Source organism: Rhodovarius crocodyli (assembly GCF_004005855.1).
GTDB classification, from domain to species: Bacteria; Pseudomonadota; Alphaproteobacteria; order Acetobacterales; family Acetobacteraceae; genus Rhodovarius; species Rhodovarius crocodyli.
Map to the genome: position 1 here is coordinate 157,668 of NZ_SACL01000009.1, position 19,283 is coordinate 176,950.

Sequence of the window (19,283 nt, forward strand, 5' to 3'; positions counted from 1 at the left end):
AGGGACAATGTTATTCGACCTGGCTTGGTCCGAGATCGCGCTGATCGGGGTGGTGGCGGTTGTCGTCATCGGCCCCAAGGAATTGCCGAACGCCATCAAGGGCATCGCCTCCGGCATCAATAAGGCCAAGAAGTCGCTGCGCGATTTCCAGTCCCAGGCCGATGAGCTGGTGCGCGAGGCGAACCTGACGGATGTGCGCGACAAGATCCACGAGGTCCGCAACACCATCAGCGATATCCGCCGCTTCGATATCAAGGGCATGGTGGAGAAGACCGTCGATGGCGACGGCACCATCCGCAATGCCATGGACGGCATGTCCGGCAGCAGCAGCACGCCTTCCTGGACGCCGCCTGCCACCGCCGCCACCACGCCGGGCGCGCCCGACTGCATCCCGCCCGCGACGCTCGCCCCCTATATCCCGCCGCCGCCGCCCGCCACCGCCGCCACCACGGACAACGCGCCCGAGTTCCTGCCGCCGACGACCCTGACGCCGCAGGAATGGCTGGCGCCCAAGGAGGAAGCGAAGGCCGAGGAGCCCGCGCCCGAAGTGACCTCCACCGAGGCTACGCCCGCCGGCGCGACTCCGGCCGCGGAAGCGCCCTCGGTCATTCCGCCTGACGCGGCCGTCCCCGAAGTCGTGGCCCAGCCGGCGGAAACCCGCCCGGCCAACACCCAAGCCTGAGAAGAGATCATCGTGGCCACCGAGCAGGTTGAAGACCCGATCGACGACAAGCCCATGCCGCTGATGGACCACCTGATGGAGCTGCGCACGCGGCTTCTCTGGTCGGTGGTCACCTTCGGTATCGCCTTCGGCATCTGCTATTATTTCTCCGGGAAGATCTACGGCTTCCTGGCGCAGCCGCTGGCCGACATCCTGGCCGAGCAGGCGCGCGAGCACGGCACCGCCGGCGTCGACCGCCGCATGATCTTCACCCAGCTGTACGAGGCCTTCTTCACCTATCTGAAGGTGGCGTTCTTCGGCGCGGTGTTCTTCAGCTTCCCGATGTGGGCCACGCAGCTGTGGCTGTTCATCGCCCCCGGCCTGTACCGCAGCGAGAAGCGGGCCATCCGGCCCTTCCTGCTGGCATCCCCCGTGTTGTTCGTGGCGGGTGCGGCGCTGGCCTACTACTTCATCTTCCCGCTGGCCTGGAAGTTCTTCATCAGCTTCGAGACGCCCCCGGGCTCCGGCGGCATTCCGATCCAGCTGGAAGCCAAGGTCAGCGAATACCTGTCCCTGGTCATGCAGATGATCCTGGCCTTCGGTCTGGCCTTCCAGATGCCGGTGGCGCTGACCCTGCTGTGCAAGGTGGGCATCCTGCAGGTGTCCTCCCTGCGCAAGGGCCGTCGCTATGCCATCGTCGGCATGTTCGTGGTGGCCGCCGTCATCACGCCGCCCGACATCATCAGCCAGGTCGGTTTGGCCCTGCCGCTGATCCTGCTCTATGAGCTGTCGATCATCGCGGCCAGCATCATGGCGCCCAAGCCCGACCCCGTGGAAGAGTAAGATGCACGACATCCGCGCCATCCGCGCCAACCCGGCCGATTTCGACGCCGCGTTGGCCCGCCGGGGCATGGCCCCCGTCACGGCCGATATCCTGGCGCTCGACGCCGAGCGCCGCGCCTTCCAGACCCGCCAGCAGGAAGCCCTGTCCCGCCGCAACGCCCTGGCCAAGGAGATCGGCCAGAAGAAGCGCGGCGGCGAGGACACCACCGCACTCGAGAACGAGGCGCGCGACCTGCGCAACCTGATCGAGGCCACGGACGAGCTGGGCCCGAAGCTGGAAGACCTGCTCGCCCGCCTGCCCAACATCCTGGACGCCGAGGTACCCGACGGCGCCGACGAGACCGCCAATGTCGTGCTGAAGCAGCATGGCGAGGCGATCGAGCTGCCCGGCGCCCGCGAGCATTACGAGCTGGGCGAGGCGCTCGGCCTGATGGATTTCGAGGCCGCGGCCCGTGTGGCGGGCTCTCGATTCGTGATCCTGAAGGGCGCGCTGGCGCGGCTGGAACGCGCGCTCGGCCAGTTCATGCTGAACCTGCACACCACCGAGCACGGCTACACCGAATGCGCCGTGCCGCTGATGGTGAACGACGCGGCTGCCTATGGCACCGACAAGCTGCCGAAATTCTCGGAAGACCTGTTCCGCACGACCGACGGCCGCTGGCTGATCCCGACCGCCGAAGTGCCGCTGACGGCCCTCTCCCTCGGCGAGATCATCCCCGAGCCCACGGAGCCGCTGCGCTACACGGCGCTGACCCCCTGCTTCCGCTCCGAGGCCGGCAGCGCCGGGCGCGACACGCGCGGCATGCTGCGCCAGCACCAGTTCCAGAAGGTCGAGATGGTCTCCATCTGCCGGCCCGAGGACAGCGCCGCCGAGCATGAGCGCATGACCGGCTGCGCCGAACGCGTGCTGACCGAACTCGGCCTGAACTGGCGCCGCGTCTTCCTGTGCAGCGGCGACACCGGCTTCGGCGCCGCCCGCACCTATGACCTGGAAGTCTGGCTGCCCGGGCAGAAGGCCTGGCGCGAAATCTCCTCCTGCTCCAACACCCGGGACTTCCAGGGGCGGCGCATGAACACCCGCTTCAAGCGCGGCAAGGAAACGGTGTTCATCCACTCCCTCAACGGTTCCGGCACGGCCGTCGGCCGTGCCCTGATCGCGGTGATGGAAACCTGGCAGCAGCCGGACGGCTCCATCACCATCCCGCCCGTGCTGCGCCCGTATATGGGCGGGGCTGAGACGATCGGGTAGGGCGCGCTTCGGGGGCCTTGCCCCCGAACCCCCGCGCAGGGGCGCCGCCCCTGCACCCCGCCAGGAGCCTGTGGCCCCTGGACCCCCACGAGTCTTCTGAAAGTTTGAGGAAGGGGCGCCGAGCGCGCCTCGGGCCAGGGGACCGTCACAGCCCCTTCCTCAAACTTTCAGCCCCCGGTTTCCAAAGGCCTTTCGGCCTTTGGCGGGGTCCAAGGGCAGAGCCCTTGGTCGGGGTCCGGGGGTGAAACCCCCGGAGTGCAACCTTACCCGTTCGCCAGCTCCGCCAATACCTGCGCCAGCACGCGCGTGCCGGCGGCGAGTTGCGGTGCCGTCGAGTATTCGGCCGGGTTGTGGGAGACGCCGTTGCGGCAGGGCACGAAGATCATGCCGGTCGGGCAGAGCGGCACCATGAACTGGGCGTCGTGGAAGGCGCCGGAGGGCATGCGCAGCCAGCCCAGCCCCTGCGCTTCGGCCGCGCGTTGCACGGCATCCGTTACCAGCGGCGCGAACTGCGCGGGTGTCGCGTGGAAGCGTTCGGAAAGCGTGGCGGTGCAGGTGGTCAGTGCCGCCTGGATCACGCCCTCGATGGCATTGCCGCGCGCCTGCAGCACCGCGTTGTCCGGATGGCGGAAGTCGATGGAGAAGCGCACGAGGTCGGCGACCGAGTTGGAGGCGTTGGGGAACACCTCCATGCGGGCCACGGTGAAGCGCAGCACGTCGGTCGGGTCGCGCATCAGCGTGTTCAGCGCGGTGATGGCGCGGATGGCGTCCTGCATGGCGTCGCGGCGCACCGACAGCGGCGTGGTGCCCGCGTGGTCCGAGCGGCCGCGGATCTCGACCGAGAACCAGCGGCTGCCCTGAATGCCGGTGACGACGCCGACGTCCAGGCCCTTCTGTTCCAGCACGGGGCCCTGCTCGATGTGCGCTTCGACATAGGCATGGGGCGTCTGGCCTTCGACCACGCCGAGCGGCCGGCGGGTGATGTCGGCCTCGGCGGCCTGGTGTTCGGCCAGCGCGTCGGCCCAGCTGATGCCGGCATTGTCGCGGATGCCGTCCCAGGTATTGGGGGGCGCGTAGCCGGCATAGGCCATGCTGCCCATGCAGCCGGGGGCGAAGCGGCCGCCTTCCTCATTGGTCCAGGCCACGACCTCGATGGGGCGCCTGGTGGCCACGCCGGCCTCACGCAGGGCCTGCACCGCCTCGAAGGCCGCGATCACGCCGTAGATGCCGTCGAAGCGGCCGCCCTTGGGCTGGCTGTCCATGTGGCTGCCGGAGACGACGGGGGCGGCGCCGGCCTCGGTGCCTTCATGGCGGAAGAACAAATTGCCCAGCTGGTCGACGCTGACGGCCAGGCCGATCTGTTCCGCCCAGCCGATGATCAGGCGGCGGGCCTGGCGGTCCTCCGGGCTCAGGCAGGGGCGGTTCACGCCGCGGTCCTCCGGGCTGTCGCCGGGGATGGCGCCGATGGCTGCCATTTCCATCAGCCTGTCCCATTGCCGGGCCTCGCTCACCGCCGCGACCAGATTGGGGGCAACCGCCTGCACCATCGCCAGTACCTTTCCTGCTGGTTCCAGGCGTTACGGCCAATGAGGGGTTGGATCAAGGCTTGCCCGGCGACGGCTGCTTCGGGAATCCTGGGCACGGCAAGGGGGCAATCCGATGGGTCTTTCCACACATGTGCTGGACACGGCGCGGGGCTGCCCGGCGGCGGGCATGGGCTGGGCGCTGTACCGGCTGGGCGCCGACGGCGCGCGCGGCCTGCTGAAGCAGGGCACCACCAACGCCGACGGCCGGAATGGCGACGGCCATCTGCTGTCCTATGAGGAGCTGGAGGTCGGGCGCTATCAGCTCGTCTACCAGGTGGCGGCCTATTACCGCGCGGCCGGGGTGGAACTGCCTGAGCCGCCCTTCCTGGATGAGGTGACGCTCGCCTTCGGCATCTGGGACGTGACGAAGCACTACCATGTGCCGCTGCTGTGCTCGCCCTATGGCTACACCACCTATCGGGGCAGCTGATGGACACCGCCTATCTGGCTGAATGGGCAGCACTTCTGCTGCGCTGGCTGCATGTCTTGACGGCCATGTGCTGGATCGGCGCCAGTTTCTACTTCATGGGCCTGGACCAGTCCCTGCGGCCGCCCGCGGATAAGGACCCGCTGGTGCGCGGCGAGCAATGGGCGGTGCATGGCGGCGGCTTCTATCACAAGCGCAAGTTCCTGGGCGGGCCGGGCTTCGTGCCGGAGCCCCTGCACTGGTCCAAGTGGGAAGCCTACTGGACCTGGATCAGCGGCTTCTCGCTGTTCTTGCTGCTGTACTGGATGCAGGCCGACACCTACCTGATCGATCCCGATGTGATGGAGCTGGCGCCCTGGCAGGCCATCTGCATCTCCATCGGCCTGATTTTGCTGGCCTGGGGTGTCTATGACCTGCTGTGCCGCCTGCCGGTGGGCGAGAACGGCCAGGCCATGGCGGTGCTGGGCGTGATCGGGCTCGCTGCCTCGGCCTGGGTCTGCACGCATGTGTTTTCGGGGCGCGGTGCCTATCTGCAGGTCGGCGCCATGATCGGCACCATCATGGCGGCGAACGTCATGGCGGTGATCATTCCCGGCCAGAAGAAGATGGTGGCGGCGGTGGCCGAGGGCCGCGAGATCGACCCGCGCTGGGGCGGTTGGGGCAAGCAGCGCAGCGTTCACAACAACTACATGACGCTGCCGGTCATCTTCCTGATGATCAGCCCGCATTACCCGATGTTCTGGCAGCACCCGCAGGCCTGGGCGTTGCTGGTGGCGATGGCGCTGGCGGGCGCGCTGGTGCGGCAGTTCTTCAACCTGCGGCACCAGGGCCTGTCGGTCTATGATTTCTGGCTGTTCGGCATCGTCATCGTCTGTGTGGTCGCAGCCTTCATCGCGCCACCGCATCGGGCCGTGACGGCAGAGGTGCCGAGCTTCGCCCGCGTGCAGCAGATCACGGCCGAGCGCTGTGCCGAATGCCATGCGCCGCGCCCGAGCAATGCGGCTTTCCCCGCCCCGCCCAAGGGCATCCTGCTGCACAGCCCCGCGCAGCTGCGCCGCAACGCCCGCCTGATGGAGCCGCAATTGCGCAGCGAGGCCATGCCGCCGGGCAATGCCACCGGGCTGACGCCCGAGGAACGCGCGGCCCTTCTGGCCTGGATCGGCGCGGGCGCCCCCCGGTGATCCCGCCCGAGATCCTGCTCGATGCCGCGCTGGCGCTGGAAGGCGAGCGCATGCCAGGCCCCGACGCGGCGGAGCTGCTGGGCTTCCTGGGCGGTGAGGCCGCGCTCGCGCCCTTCCTGCGCCATGCAGCGACCCTGCGCCGGATCTTCGCGCTGGCCTCGCCCTGGGCGCCCGGCCTGTGTGCCTGGGGGGCGGAGGTCGAGACGCCCCTGGGCTTTTCCTTTGCCTCCGGCGTGGGCACGGCGCATGGGCCCGCCTTCATGGCCTGCGTGGCGGAGGCGATGGAGCGCGCGGCGCTCGCCGCCGCCCCGCCCGTGGCGCTGCGCGGCGCGGCCCCGGACTGGGCGCCCCGCCTGCCTGGAATGCCGGCCGAGGTCGATTGCGTGGCCCCGGGCCTGCCGCTGGACCTGACGCATCGCCGGGCGTCGCCCGAGTTCCGCCCGCCCTGGCCGCTCTCGGCCGGCTGCGCGGTGGCCGGCGACGCTGCCGGCGCCTGCCTCTCGGCCCTGATGGAGCTGCTGGAGCGCGACGCGCTGGCGCGCTGGTATGAGGGGGGCAGGCCGCCCGCGCCGCTGGCGCTGGAACACGCGGCCGGCGCCGCGAGCGCCCTGGCGGAACTGCGCGAGGGCTCGACCGCCCGCTCCACCTGGCTGCTGGACGTGACGACGGAGCTCGGCATTCCGGTCGTGGTGGCGGCATCAGCCGACAGCGTAACGAGCGGACGGGTGTGCCTGGGTTTCGCGGCCCGCGCGACTCCGGCCGCCGCCGCACGCGCCGCCGTGCTCGAAATGGCCCAGATGGAGCTGGCCCTGGCCGTCATCGGGCGCAAGGCGGATGAGAAAGGGCAGGGGGGGCTCAACCCCTCGGACCGGGCGCATCTGGCGCGGGCTGACGCCCTGCGGGCCGGCATGCCGGGGCTGGTCCCGCAGGGGGGCGCACGCCCGCACCTGCCGCCGCTGGAATTGGCTAGCATCCTCAAGGTGCTGGAAACGCAACATATTCGTGTGAAATTTCTGCCACTGACTGTTTCGGCCGAGGGCCTGGTCGTCATGCGCGCGCTCTCGCCAGACCTCGATCAGCCCGGGGCTTCGCCGCGTTCCGCCCGTTTCGTCACGCAGGGCCCGCCGGTCGCGACGGTATCTCTCCTGTAACAGCGGCACTTAACAGCCGTGCAGGGCGTGATAGAGAACGCGCATGCCCGACGGTCCGGAACGCAGAGGACAGGCGGCGCAGCAGGGTGGCATGTCCTTCCGCCTGCTGGGCAATTTCGATGCCCAGGTGAACGGCCAGGAACTGCGCCTGCGCGGCCGCAAGACGCAGGCGCTGCTGGCCGTGCTGGCCATGGCCGGCCAGGCGGGTGAGCTGCGCGCGCGCGTCGCGGGGCTGCTCTGGAGCGAATCCGACGAGGACCGCGCGCGCGGCACGCTGCGGCAGTCGCTGTTCGAACTGCGGGGCGCCTTGTCCGAGCTGGGCGGGGCCGAGGCCTTCGCCGCCGAGCGCGACACGCTGCGCCTGTATCCGGTGGAAACCGACCTGCGCGCCGTGCAGGACGCGCTGGCGGAGGACCGCATCCACCCCCTGCTGATCGAACGCACCGCCCTGGCCCAATCGCTGCTGGAGGGGTTCGAGGATATTGACCCCGCCATCCGCACCTGGCTGCTGGGCCTGCGCCGGGGGCTGACGCGGCAGTGGTCGCGCGCGCTTGAGGCGCTGATGCAGCGCACGGACCTGACTGCCTCGCACAGGCTTGAGGCCGCGCAGGCCCTGCTGCGCCTCGACGCCACCCATGAGGCCGCCTGCCGCGAGGTGATGCGCGCCGCCCATGCCGGGGGCGACACGGCGGGCGCCCTGCGTGCCTATGAGACGCTGTGGGACGCGCTGGCCCTCGAACATGACATGGAGCCTTCGGCCCAGACCCAGGCGCTGGTGGCCGAGATCAAGGCGGGCACCGCGCCCGCGCCTGCCCCGGTCGCCAAGGAGAGAACGCCGGTCCGCCTCGCCATCCTGGTCCCGCCCTTCATGGCGCTCGGCGTCAGCCAGGAACGCTCGCATCTGGTGGATGGCTTCCGGCATGAGCTGATCGCCTGCCTGACGCGGTTCCGCGAATGGTTCGTCGTGGATGGGCCGGTGCTGCCGCAGATCACCTCGGAGATGGTGCGCGTCGGCACGCAGATGACGCTGGAGGTGCGGGCCGAGGAGGCGGGCGGGCAGCTCGGCCTGGTGCTGCTGCTGCGCGACGAGGCGAGCCGGGTCATGGTCTGGTCGGACCGCTACACCCTCACGCTCGAGGACTGGTTCGAGACCCGGCGCAAGATCGTCTCCAACATCGCCGTCTCGCTGCTGGGCTCCATCGCGACCGCGCGGCTGGCGGAGACCAATACCATCCCTGATGTCAGCCTGGCCGCCCATGACAAATGGCTGCGCGGCCAGAAGATCATCAACATGTTCCGCCCCGAGGACTGGCGCCGGGCCGAAGCCCTGTTCACCGAGGCGATCGGCGAGGCGCCCGCCTATTCGCCGCCCTATTCGTCGCTGGCCCAGATGGACAACGCGGTCCACATCGCGCATCCCGGCCTGCGCCGCACCCGCGCGCGGGAGATCCAGGCGATCCAGCGCGCGGAGCAGGCCGTGCTGCTGGACCCCGTGGACAGCCGGGCGCATCTCTGCCTCGGCTGGTCGCTATCCATGGCCAAGCGCTATGACCGCGCCTCCACCCACATGAACGAGGCGGTGAAGCTGAACCCCCTCGACCCCTGGACGCTGATGGCCGCCGCCCTGTTCAACGCCTATGGCGGGGAGCACGACAACGCGGCGGAACTGGCGAAGGAAAGCCTGAAGCTCTCGGCCGCACCCAATGCGGCGCATTGGGTCTATCAGAGCGCCATTGCCTATCTGCGCGGTGACGACGTGCTGGCGGCCGAGGCTGCCGGGCGCACCCTGAACGCGGCCCTGCCCAGCCGCGCCTGGCATGCGGCGGCCCTGTTCAACCTTGGCCGCGAGGAGGAGGCGCGCGAGATCGCACGCGGTTTTCTGGCGGCTGCCCGGATGCAGTGGTATGGTACGGAGGAGCCGACGGACGAAGCGATCGGCTCCTGGTTCCTGCATCTGTTTCCCATCGCCAAGGAACGGGACTGGTCCCGCCTGCGCCAGGGAATAGCGGGGGCCGGCATACCATCGGCAGGGGCAAGGCATCATGGATGGTGAGGAGGCCGGCGCCACGCTGGCCGCGTTGGGTATGGCGCCGCCGGCTCGGGCGGCCTTTATCGGGCTCGGCGTCATGGGGCGGGCCATGGCCGCCAATCTGGTCAAGGCGGGCTATCGCCTGACAGTGAGCAGCCGCACCCGCAAGGATGTGGAAGGCGCGGTCTGGGCCGACAGCGCGGCGGCCGCCGCGTCCGAAGCCAGCATCATCGGCATCTGCGTGCCCGACACCCCCGATGTGGAGCGCGTGCTGTTCGGCGCGGGCGGCGTCGCGGAGACAGTGGCCGAGGGCACGGTGGTGATCGACTTCTCCACCATTTCCGCCGAGGCGACGCGCAACTTCGCGCTCAGGCTCAAAAGCGAGACCGGCGCGATCCTGCTCGATTCCCCCGTCTCGGGCGGGCCGCAGGGCGCCATCGACGGCACGCTGACCTGCATGGTGGGCGGCGAGGCCGCGGCCTTCGAGGCGGCGCGCCCCTTCCTGACGGCGGTGGGCGGCACGATCACGCGCCTGGGCGCCAGCGGGGCCGGGCAGATCTGCAAATCCGCCAACCAGATGATCATCTCCTCCACCATGCATGCGGTGTTCGAGGCGCTGGTGCTGGGCCGCAAGGCGGGGCTGGACCCCAAGGTGATGCGCGAGGCGCTGCTGGGCGGGTCCGCCAGGTCCTTCGTGCTGGAGAACCACGCGCTGCGATGGCTGGAGGGGCGCCTCACGCCCGGTTTCCGGGCGGAGCTGATGCTGAAGGACATGAAGCTGGCGAGTGCCGCACTGGCGGCGAACGGCGTCTATGCGCCGGTGGCAGCGAGTGCCACGCGCACCCTGGGCGTGATGGTCGAGACCGGCCATGGCGGGCTGGATGTGGCGGCGCTGGGGCAGGAAATCGCGGAGCGGTCGGGGCTGTAGGCAGCGGCTTTGCCTTTCCCCCGCCAAGGGGCGCTGCCCCTTGGAACCCCGCCAGGAGATAATATCTCCTGGACCTGATAGAAGTTTGGCGCCCGGCTTTCGCAGGCCGGGCGCCATTTTCATTATAATATTCAATGAGAAAAACTTGGCAGGGTCTGGTGCCAACTGCTCTAGCTCCAGGACCGAGCACGGTCCTGGCGGGGTTCCAAGGGGCAGCGCCCCTTGGTGGTGGTGGGCGGGGGCAAAGCCCCCGGCGATTACTCGCAGTAGCTGATCGTGTAGTCGCCGATGCGGCTGGCGTGGAACTTCATGCGGTCCGCCGGGTCCACCGCCGGGGTCGCGCCGCCGAAGGCCAAGTCGCCGTAGAAGCTCGGCACGTTGTAGCTGCCGCCGGCGGCGAACTTGCCTTCGCTGGCCAGCACGCGCTCCTTGGGCGGGATGCGGATGTAGACGGTGTTGTTGTCGAACATCGACACCGAGAAGCCGGTCAGGAAGTCCGGCAGGGAGAGGCCGACACCCGCCTCGGCGCACTGGGCCTTGAATTCCTCCAGGCTGCGGGGCACCGGATAGACCTTGCCGAGATACTTGGCGTCCTGGGTGGACCAAGTCTTCACCAGCTTACCGAAGGCCTCGTAGTCGTCGATCTTCATGCGGGGCGGGTTCAACGGATCGAAAGCGGGCATGGGGTGCTCCTGTCTCAGATGAAGGGAGGGGTCGCGCCCTGCAGCCCGGGTTGGGCGGCAAGGAATTGGATCAGCCCGGCCATGTCATGGATGGCGCCGAGCGGGCTGCCGGCCAGGGCTGCCTCGTCGGCGGCCTGGGCGTCGTTGAGGTTCGGGTAGAAGGTCTCGGCCAGGATGATGGAGCCGAGCGGGCCGAGCCGCGTGCCGCCGCCCGCGACCAGCCCCTCCAGCATCAGCCAGAAGGGCATCGGCGGGTCGGCCGCGATGCGTGCCGCGTCCTCGCTGTCCAGGGCGCCCGGCCTGCCGTCGTTCAGCAGCCAGTCGAGCATGGCCTTGCGCCGGGCGTCGGGCGTGCCGAGCGGCCCCGCGTTCAGCGCCTTGCTGCGCGGGTCGTCCTTGCCGAAATGGTGGCCGACCATGTCCTCGATCAGGTCCTCGAGCGACCACAGGCTGCCGGCCTCGGCGCTCAGCATGTCGCGGTAATGCAGGCCGGCGCGGCCGGTCGCGTCCACGGCGGGGAAGAAGCTCGCGGTCTGCAGCGGGGGCGCATAGCAGGGGGCGAAGCGCATGGCGCGCTGCGCGGGCCGGCCCAGCCCGTCGAAGAAGTTCGACCAGCGCGCGATCCAGGTCGCGGGCATGGGCAGCAGCTTCGGATAGCGCGCGGCGCTGTGGCGCAGGGATTCGGCGAGCGGCAGCCCCTCGGCGGGCGCCGGTTCATTCACGTTGTAGGTCTCGCGCACCATGGCATGGGCCACGCGGAACACGCCGTGGCTGGCCTCGATCGGCACTTCCTCGCTGTGCGCCTCGTTCAGCGTGGCGCCCCCGCCCTGGTAATAGGCCAGGATCTCGGGCGCCAGGATGCGCGGCATCAGGTCCTCGCGGATCAGCCGGCGGTACAACGCACGCAGACGGGCACGGGCCGGTGCGAACAGCCCGCCCTCCAGCCCCACCACCACATTGTGGGCGATGTGGAACAGCACCGTCATCTGGCCGAGCAGCGCGTTGTCGTCATTGCGCGGGTCGGCCAGCAGCGTGTCGGTCAGCGGCCCGCCGGATTCAGGGGAGATGCGCGGCACGTCCCGCGCCGCGGTCGCAGCAGGGCAGCCCAGACGCATCAGCGCCCGGTCCCGCGCCGGCACATAGGCATGCGGGCATGAGGTGGGGCCGCCGCCATGCAGCGTGTCCAGGTTCAGCGCGCGCAGGCGCTCATTGCCCGGGGGCTCGCCCGCGGCCTCGGCTGCCCAGAAGGGGATGTCGGTGAACACGCAGTCATGCGTCACGAACTGCAGGAAATAGGTGTAGCCGGCAGGGATGTCGGGGTTCTCGCGCTGGCGCTCCACGCTGATGCGGGTGGCCAGCCGGGCCAGGCGGTCAGAGGGGTGGCGTTCCTGGGCGAGGTTGGGCCCATGCGGCAGGATGTGCCGGTAGCCCGGGGGCATGCGGTCCAGCCGCCCCGGCGTAGCACCCCCGGCCGGCGGCGCGCCGCCATGAAGCCCCTGCATCACCCCGCTCAAACCGTTCCGCCTTTCCAACGCATGCGCGGGAGTGGGCCGTCGGAACGGGTTCACGTCAACGTCAGAATGGGGGATGGACAACCATCCCGCGAGTAATCAGGCCTTCTTCTTCTCTGCCGCGTGGCGCAGCAGCGACAGGCCGCGATACACGCCATGCACCATCTTGCTGTAGGGCATCAGCAGGAAGAAGCTGAACACCAGCCCCAGATGCAGCGCCAGCATCATGCCCATGGCCCCGGTGTGGCGCAGCGCCAGCAGCAGCAGCCCGGTGGCCGCGATCAGGAACAGCAGGCCGAGGATGGCGAACTCACCGCCCAGCAGGCGGCGCGCCACCGGCACGGGGTCGGTGATGATCTTGATGCGCGTCAGGCCGATGGCGCCCACGCACATGAACAGCCCGCCCCAGAAGCCCAGCTGCACCGGCAGGCTGAGGAAGGCGTGCGGCGACTTCCAGCCGAAGAAGTAGTGATAGATCGTGCCCACGCAGGTGGCCGCGAAGCACAGCATGAAGCCGCCGAACAGCGCCTGGTGGAACAGCCGCTTCTGCATCGAGAAGCTGTCATCCACATCGTTGCAGCCATGCCCGCCGCCGCCCAGGTTGCGCAGCGTCGCGATGTCATGCGCCGCCACCGCCGCCGCATAGGGGCCGGGCTGCGAAGCCGAGGCGCCGGTCGCGCGCCAGTAGCGGATGCCGCCCATCACCATGGCCAGGATGGCCCAGCCGAAGGTGCCGAGGCCCAGCAGGATCATCAGCCAGTGCGGCACCACGCGGAAGAAGGCGCCCGGCCCGCGCTGGGCGCTGGTCAGCACCGAGGGATCGACCAGCAGCACCGACAGCAGCATGGCCAGCGTCGCGCCGAACACGGCGACCGCCGTGACCAGCGTGCCGTTCTTCTCGAACAACCGCCCCGCGCCCTCGGGCCAGGCATGGGCCGCGTAGCTTTCCTGCCGCACCTCCGCGAAGACCTGCGGGATGTTCACCCCGAAGGCATGCGGCGGCGCGTACTGGCAGGCGTGGTAGCAGCCCTTGCAGCCGTGGCAGAGGTTCGCCAGGTGGGTGATGTCGCCCAGCGAGAAATCGCGGCGCATCGTCATGGCGGGGAACACCGCGCAGTAGCTTTCGCAGTACCGGCAGGCGTTGCAGATTTCCATCATCCGACGGGCGTCGGCGGTGGCTTCGGTCTCGGCGTTCATCGGAAGCCCCCCTTCAGTTCAGCACGGTCTTGGCGGCTTCTTCGCCGGCGATGCGGCCGAAGCTGGTGCCGATCGCCATGCCGAAGCCGGCCAGATACCCCTGGCCCAGGATGTTGCCCGACATGATCTCCCCGCAGGCGAGCAGGTTGCTGGCCAGCGTTCCGTCGGCCATCACCACCCGCGCGCGGTCGTTCACCTTCACCGACAGGAAGGTGAAGGTGATGCCCGGACGCAGCGGGTGCGCGTGGAAGGGCGGCGTGTCGATGCGCCGTGCCCAATGGGATTTCGGCGGCGTCAGCCCCTCGGTCGAGCAATCGTCCAGCTTCTGGCCATTGAAGGTGCCGGGCCGGACGGCGGCGTTGTAGTCGGCGACCACCGCCTCCAACTTCGCGACATCCAGGCCGAGCTTCTGCGCCAGCTCCCCGATCGTGTCCGCGCGGATCGGCGGGAAGACGCTGGGCAGGTAGTCGTTGATCGCCTTCACGTCGGAAATCGCGAAGGCGCGCTGGTTGGGCTGCTGCGCGATCAGCCGCCCCCAGATGGCATAGCGCTTGGGCCAGGTGTCCTCGCCCTCATCGTAAAAGCGCTCGACATTCTCGTTCACCACGACGGAGAACGGCACGCAGTCCAGGCGCATGGCCAGCCCGCCATCTTCCATCGGCGCGCGGGCATCATTGGCCACGGCGTGGAACTGGGTGGGGTCGCCGACCTCCTGGATGCCCTGTGCCAGCAGGTCCTTCAGGATCTTGCCCTGGGCATAGGGGGTGCCGCGGATCTGGAAGTTGTCGGCCGCATCGCCCCAGTATTTGCGCAGCCAGTCGCGGTTGGCCTGGAAGCCGCCGGACGCCGCGATCACCGCCTTGAAGCGGATGCGCTGCGGGAAGCCCTTGTGGTTCACGATGGCTTCGGTGGCGTGCCCGCCCTCCATGTGGATGTGCTGGACCTCGCAGTCATACAGCAGTTCCACGCCGAGCGATTCGGCCGTGCGATAGACCGCATTCACCAGCGCCTTGCCCCCGCCCAGGAAGAAGGCGTTGGTGCGGCTGAGCGACAGCGTGCCCGACAGCGAGGGCTGGAACACCACGCCGCAGCTCTGCAGGAATTCCGGCGCGTATTGGCTGGCGCGGATGCAGGTGCGGGCCAGATGCTCATCCGTGCGGCCCTTGGTGACGCGCAGCAGGTCGTCCCAATACTCGTCTTCCAGATAGCTCTCGGTCAGCACGTCGGTCGGTGCCGGGTGCAGGGAGCGCACGTTGCGGGTGTGGCGCGAATTGCCGCCGCGCATGTGCTTGGGCGCGTGTTCCGCGACGATGACGGAGGCACCGGCGCGGCGCGCGGTGATCGCGGCACACAGCGCCGCGTTGCCGCCACCCACCACCAGAACGTCCCACAGTTTGTCGAAATCGGGCATGGGCTTGTTGTATCCAGTTGTATCCAGCCCTGTCCAGATGGCAAAAGCCCAGCATGAGCTCAGATCTCGCCGAACAGACCTACACGCTGCTGCGCGCGGCACTGGCCAGCGGCAGCCTCAGCCCCGGCCTGCGCGTGACGGAGATGGAGCTGGCGGCGCGCTTCGGCGTCTCCCGCACGCCGATCCGCCGCGCCATCGCCCGGCTCGAGGCCGAGGGGCTGCTGAGCCGGGAAGGCGGCGCGCTGGCCGTCACGCGGCCGGACCACGCGGGCGTCGTGGAACTCTATGTGATGCGCGAGATCCTGGAGGGTGCGGCCGCCCGCCTCGCGGCCCAGCACGCCAGCGCCACGGAACTGGCGGCGATGGAGGAGGTGGTGGCCGGCGAGCCCGCCGTCTTCAACGATGCCCCCCGCCTGGCCGCCATCAACCAGCGCCTGCACGGGCTGATGTATCTGTCCGCGCACAACCGCTACCTGCTGAAATCGCTGGAGCAGCTGGGCGCCACCATGGCGCTGCTGCCCTCTCTGCTGACCCGGGGCGGCCGTGCCGAACAGGCGCATGCGGAGCATCAGGCGCTGGTCCAGGCCTTGGCCCGCCGCGACCAGCCCGCCGCCGAGGAAGCCGCCCGTGCCCATGCCCGCGCCGCGCTGCGCCATCGGCTGGCCTGGCTGGCGGAGCAGGGCGGGCTGCCGATAGCAGCGCCCGGTAATGCCTGAACGGCAGGGCCGGCCATGCCTCCGGAGGCATAGCGGCTAGGCCGGTTTTCCGTCATGCCCGCGCCGCGCGGCCGTCATACTCTTCGCTGCCGCAGCAAAGCCCGGGGACCTGCCGATGGAATTCGCCCTTTTCAACCTGATGTCGCTGAACAATGCGGAGGAAACCCCGGCCCATGTGTTCAGCCTGACCAGCGCCGCCGTGCCGCTGGCCGAGAAGCTGGGCTTCGACGGTGCCTGGTTCGCCGAGCATCACTTCACCTCGGCCTCTGTCTGCGCCTCGCCGCTGATGATGGTGGCCCACGCGGCCGCCCTCACGAAGCGCATCAAGCTCGGCCCCGCCGTGCTGGTCACGCCGCTGCACAACCCGATCCGCATGGTCCAGGAAGTGGGCATGGCGATCGAGCTGACCCAGGGCCGCTTCTGGCTGGGCATCGGCACCGGCCACCAGCCGCATGAATTCACCAGCTATGGCGTGCCGCTGGCCCAGCGCACCGAGATCATGCAGGAACAGTGGGACATCCTGGAGCAGGGCCTGACCACCGGCCGCATCAAGCTGGACGGCAAGCATTTCCAGGTGCCCGACAGCCCCATCTGCATCCACGGCCACCCGATGCCGCCGATCTTCATCCCCGGCACTGAACCCGCGCTGCTGGCCCGTGCCGCCCGCACCGGCAACGCCACCGCCTTCGTCAGCCAGGGCTTCCGCCGCGCGGAGGACACGCTGGCGCTGAAGGCGAAGTCCGAGAAGCCCTGGCGCGACGCGGGCTTCACCGGCCGCGACCTGCCGCTCGGCCTGCAGCGCTATGTCTTCGTGACCGACGATGCCGCCGAGCAGCGCCGCGCCGCCGAGGGGCTGCTGCGCCTGGCCCGCACCACGCTCTCCCTGCGCGACCCCGTGCCGCCGCGCGACGGCGTGCTGATGCGCTCCATCCCCTATGAAGGGGAGCCCAGCATCGACTGGCTGCTGGAGAACGCGCCGATCGGCTCCGCCGAGAAGGTGGCCCGCATCCTGGCCAATGACATGGCCGTGCTGCGCCCCAGCCATTTCAGCATCTACTCGGGCTTCACCGGCCTGGAACAGGGCAAGGTGCTGGCCGCCATCGAACGCTTCGGCCGCGACGTGCTGCCGCGGCTGCGCCAGGAAGGCGCGGCGCTGGCGGCTTGAGGGCGCGCTCCGGGGGCTTCGCCCCCGGGCCCCCAGCCAGGGGCGCTGCCCCCGGCACCCCCGCCAGGAGCCTGTGGCCCCTGGACCCCCTTGAGTATTCTGAAAGTTTGGGAAGGGGCAGCGAACGCGCTCTGGCCCCACGCGCCCACGCGGCCCCTTCCCGAACTTTCAGCTCCCGGTTTCCAAAGGCCTCTCGGCCTTTGGCGGGTTCCAAGGGCAGAGCCCTTGGTCGGGGTCTGGGGGGCAAAGCCCCCAGCGCGCCCCTAGGCGCTGCCTATCAGCACGCCCACGGCGAAGACCAGCACGCCGCCCAGCACCACCTGCACCAGCGTGGGCAGCAGGGGCGTGTGCATGTAGCGGTTCCTGATCCAGGCGATGGCGATCAGTTCCGCGATCACGACCAGGAAGGCCAGGATGGTGGCTGCCGTGAAGCTCGGCAGCAGATAGGGCAGGGCGTGACCCAGCCCGCCCACGGTCGTCATCACCCCGCACACGCCGCCGCGCATCCAGGGGCTGCCGCGTCCGGTCAATGAGCCGTCGTCGGACAGCGCCTCCGCGAAGCCCATGCTGATGCCGGCGCCCAGTGAGGCGGCGATGCCGACCAGGAAGGTCTCCCACGAGGAATGGGTGGCGAAGGCCGCTGCGAACAGGGGCGCGAGGGTGGAGACCGAGCCGTCCATCAGCCCCGCCAGCCCGGGCTGGACATAGCGCAGGACGAACAGGCGGCGGCTCGTCTCGGCCTCGTCCTGGGCCACATGCTCGGGCACCAGCTCCGATTCCAGTCGCTCCACCTTTGCCTCGTGGCGGCCTTCCTCGGCGGCCAGGTCGCCCAGCAGCTGGCGGGTGCCGGCATCGGTGCTGCGTCCCGCGGCTTCCAGGTAGAAGCGCCGGGTCTCCGCCTCCATGATGGCGGCGCGCTGGCGGGCCTCATCCGGGGCGATGCGCTTGGCGCTGCGGACGGGCTCGCGGTGGACGAAGCCCTTGATATCGGCGCGGCGCAACAGCGGGATGTGGTCGCCGAAGCGCTGGCGATACAGGGTCAGCAGGCGGTGGCGGTGGCCGTCCTCCTCCTCCGCCACGGCGTCGAACATCTGCGCGCTGGCGGGGTGGTCTTCCCGCAGGACCTCGGCGATGTCGCGATAGAAGCGGGCGTCGTCTTCCTCAAGGGAGACGGCTAGCGCCAGCACCTCACGTTCGTTCAGCTCGGAGAAGTTCAGCATCCATGCCTCCTGTGCTGACACACAGAGTGGGCGCTCGGACGCAGTTACGGAAGGGTACTTCTACCCATTTTTTCCAATTAATGCAAGGCCTTCTGCAACTGAGACGAATTCTCCACCAGCGACCACGCGCTCCTCTCCGAAGCGGTCGGTGAACAGCCGGCGCACGGCCGGCACCAGGGAGGTGCCGCCGGTGAGGAACACCCGGTCTACCTGGCCGGCGTCCAGCCCGGAATCCGTCAGCGCCGCGTCCACCGCGCCGCCGATGCGGCTCAGTTCCGGCCTGATCCAGCTCTCGAAATCCGCGCGCCGGATCGGCTCGTCGATCACGAAGCCATCATGGCTGAACTGCAGCCGGGCTTCCTCCGCGCGTGAGAGTGCCGCCTTCACGCCCGAGACCGCGCGATACAGCGCATAGCCCACCTCATCCTCGATCAGCCGCACCAGATGCGCGAGCTTCTCGGGGTGTTCGGCGGTGCGCATCACATCCGCGATCTCCCGCATGGTGCGCGGCGCGCGCATCAGGGAAAGCAGGTGCCAGCGCGCGAAGCTGGCATACCAGTTCACCGGCACCGGCAGCGGATTGCGCATGACGGTGTAGCTGTCGCCCTTGCCCAGCAGCGGCGAGACCACATTGTCGATGATGCGGTAGTCGAACGCATCGCCCGCGATGCCGACGCCCGAATGGCCGAGCGCGGTCACCCGGCGCGGTGGCCCAGGCTCGAACCGCATGACCGAGAAGTCGCTGGTGCCGCCGCCGAAATCGGCGACCAGCACGGTGGCGGGTGCATCCAGCGTGCTGGCGAAGCGGTGGCCGGCGGCCGCGGGTTCGAGGGCCACCTGCACGTCATGCAGCCCCGCCTGGCCCATGCCGCCCTTCAGCCGCGCCTCGGCCAGCGCGTCGTCGGCATTGTCGCCCACGAAGCGCACGGGCCGGCCCACCACCACCCGCGCGCCCGCGATGCGGTCCCGGAACGGCTTCAGCAGCTCGGAGATGAACAGGCCGACCAGCCCCTCCAGGCTCCAGGGGCGGTTGAAGATGCGCGTCTCGGTGAAGCTGCGGCTGCCCAGATAGCTCTTGATGGACATGATCAGCCGGCTTTCCAGCGGATCCTCCACATAGGCCTCGATGGCGGCGGGGCCGGCGGCATGCTCCACCCGCCCGGTCTCGCCGAGCCAGAAGCACAGCACGGTGCGGAACACCTCCGCCGTGTCGTGCTTCAGCACCTCGACCCCGCCATCGGGCATGATGGCGGTGACGACGCTGTTGGTGGTGCCGAAATCGATACCGATGATGGGGGCGTTGGGCGTGCTCATGAGGGGGCGCC

17 protein-coding genes are annotated in these 19,283 nt (G+C 69.4%); 10 read left to right on the forward strand and 7 right to left on the reverse strand.

Annotation, left to right across the window (positions count from 1 at the left end; genetic code table 11):
* Positions 1-7: 7 nt before the first annotated feature.
* Genes tatB through serS form a run of 3 tightly spaced genes read left to right on the forward strand, consistent with a single transcriptional unit; the run spans position 8 to position 2,753 of the window.
* Positions 8-682, forward strand: coding sequence for a Sec-independent protein translocase protein TatB (gene tatB, locus EOD42_RS21115; protein ID WP_127789564.1), 675 nt, complete (start codon positions 8-10; stop codon positions 680-682).
* Between the two features lie 54 nt (positions 683-736).
* Positions 737-1,504 carry a twin-arginine translocase subunit TatC gene (gene tatC, locus EOD42_RS21120; protein ID WP_127789617.1) on the forward strand — a complete coding sequence of 256 codons (768 nt, stop codon included), beginning with the start codon at positions 737-739 and terminating at the stop codon, positions 1,502-1,504.
* Between the two features lies 1 nt (position 1,505).
* The gene (serS, locus tag EOD42_RS21125) at positions 1,506-2,753 is read left to right on the forward strand and encodes a serine--tRNA ligase (protein WP_127789565.1); all 1,248 of its coding nucleotides are present in this window, start codon (positions 1,506-1,508) and stop codon (positions 2,751-2,753) included.
* A 263-nt stretch (positions 2,754-3,016) separates the two neighbouring features.
* Here the strand turns inward: serS and EOD42_RS21130 are convergent, their stop codons facing one another.
* Positions 3,017-4,300 carry a M20 family metallo-hydrolase gene (locus EOD42_RS21130; protein WP_127789566.1) on the reverse strand — a complete coding sequence of 428 codons (1,284 nt, stop codon included), beginning with the start codon at positions 4,298-4,300 and terminating at the stop codon, positions 3,017-3,019.
* Between the two features lie 112 nt (positions 4,301-4,412).
* On the opposite strand from EOD42_RS21130, the gene uraH reads away from it, so the two are divergent.
* The 5 genes from uraH to EOD42_RS21155 all read left to right on the forward strand — a co-directional run bounded on the left by uraH (position 4,413) and on the right by EOD42_RS21155 (position 10,055).
* A complete protein-coding gene (uraH, locus tag EOD42_RS21135; RefSeq protein ID WP_127789567.1) occupies positions 4,413-4,769 on the forward strand; it encodes a hydroxyisourate hydrolase in 357 nt (118 codons plus the stop codon).
* On the forward strand, positions 4,769-5,947 hold the full coding sequence (locus EOD42_RS21140) for a urate hydroxylase PuuD (RefSeq protein ID WP_127789568.1): 1,179 nt from the start codon (positions 4,769-4,771) through the stop codon (positions 5,945-5,947). Before uraH ends, EOD42_RS21140 begins: the two co-directional genes overlap by 1 nt.
* A complete protein-coding gene (locus EOD42_RS21145; RefSeq protein WP_127789569.1) occupies positions 5,944-7,098 on the forward strand; it encodes a YcaO-like family protein in 1,155 nt (384 codons plus the stop codon). The genes EOD42_RS21140 and EOD42_RS21145 overlap by 4 nt, the downstream gene beginning before the upstream one ends.
* Before the next feature lie 91 nt (positions 7,099-7,189).
* Positions 7,190-9,151, forward strand: coding sequence for a BTAD domain-containing putative transcriptional regulator (locus EOD42_RS21150; RefSeq protein WP_164868058.1), 1,962 nt, complete (start codon positions 7,190-7,192; stop codon positions 9,149-9,151).
* The gene (locus tag EOD42_RS21155) at positions 9,141-10,055 is read left to right on the forward strand and encodes an NAD(P)-dependent oxidoreductase (protein WP_206020424.1); all 915 of its coding nucleotides are present in this window, start codon (positions 9,141-9,143) and stop codon (positions 10,053-10,055) included. Before EOD42_RS21150 ends, EOD42_RS21155 begins: the two co-directional genes overlap by 11 nt.
* Positions 10,056-10,312: 257 nt before the next feature.
* Here the strand turns inward: EOD42_RS21155 and EOD42_RS21160 are convergent, their stop codons facing one another.
* The 4 genes from EOD42_RS21160 to tcuA form a co-directional block, all read right to left on the reverse strand.
* Positions 10,313-10,738, reverse strand: coding sequence for a hypothetical protein (locus EOD42_RS21160; protein WP_127789571.1), 426 nt, complete (start codon positions 10,736-10,738; stop codon positions 10,313-10,315).
* A gap of 14 nt (positions 10,739-10,752) precedes the next feature.
* Entirely contained in the window at positions 10,753-12,240 is a 1,488-nt protein-coding gene (locus tag EOD42_RS21165; protein WP_127789572.1) for a peroxidase family protein, read from the reverse strand.
* 108 nt (positions 12,241-12,348) lie between these two features.
* Complete coding sequence (gene tcuB, locus EOD42_RS21170) at positions 12,349-13,446, reverse strand: tricarballylate utilization 4Fe-4S protein TcuB (RefSeq protein ID WP_127789573.1); 1,098 nt, start codon at positions 13,444-13,446, stop codon at positions 12,349-12,351.
* Positions 13,447-13,459: 13 nt separating this feature from the next.
* Positions 13,460-14,857: an FAD-dependent tricarballylate dehydrogenase TcuA gene (tcuA, locus tag EOD42_RS21175; protein ID WP_127789574.1), complete on the reverse strand. Its 1,398-nt coding sequence runs from the start codon at positions 14,855-14,857 to the stop codon at positions 13,460-13,462.
* A gap of 53 nt (positions 14,858-14,910) precedes the next feature.
* Here tcuA and EOD42_RS21180 point away from each other — a divergent pair, with 53 nt between their 5' ends.
* A complete protein-coding gene (locus EOD42_RS21180; protein ID WP_127789575.1) occupies positions 14,911-15,573 on the forward strand; it encodes a GntR family transcriptional regulator in 663 nt (220 codons plus the stop codon).
* Positions 15,574-15,688: 115 nt separating this feature from the next.
* Entirely contained in the window at positions 15,689-16,738 is a 1,050-nt protein-coding gene (locus tag EOD42_RS21185) for an LLM class flavin-dependent oxidoreductase (protein WP_127789576.1), read from the forward strand.
* Positions 16,739-17,001: 263 nt separating this feature from the next.
* Here the strand turns inward: EOD42_RS21185 and mbfA are convergent, their stop codons facing one another.
* Positions 17,002-17,958: an iron exporter MbfA gene (mbfA, locus tag EOD42_RS21190; RefSeq protein ID WP_127789577.1), complete on the reverse strand. Its 957-nt coding sequence runs from the start codon at positions 17,956-17,958 to the stop codon at positions 17,002-17,004.
* 60 nt (positions 17,959-18,018) lie between these two features.
* Positions 18,019-19,272, reverse strand: a complete 1,254-nt coding sequence (locus EOD42_RS21195; protein ID WP_127789578.1) for an Hsp70 family protein — start codon at positions 19,270-19,272, stop codon at positions 18,019-18,021.
* Positions 19,273-19,283: the final 11 nt, after the last annotated feature.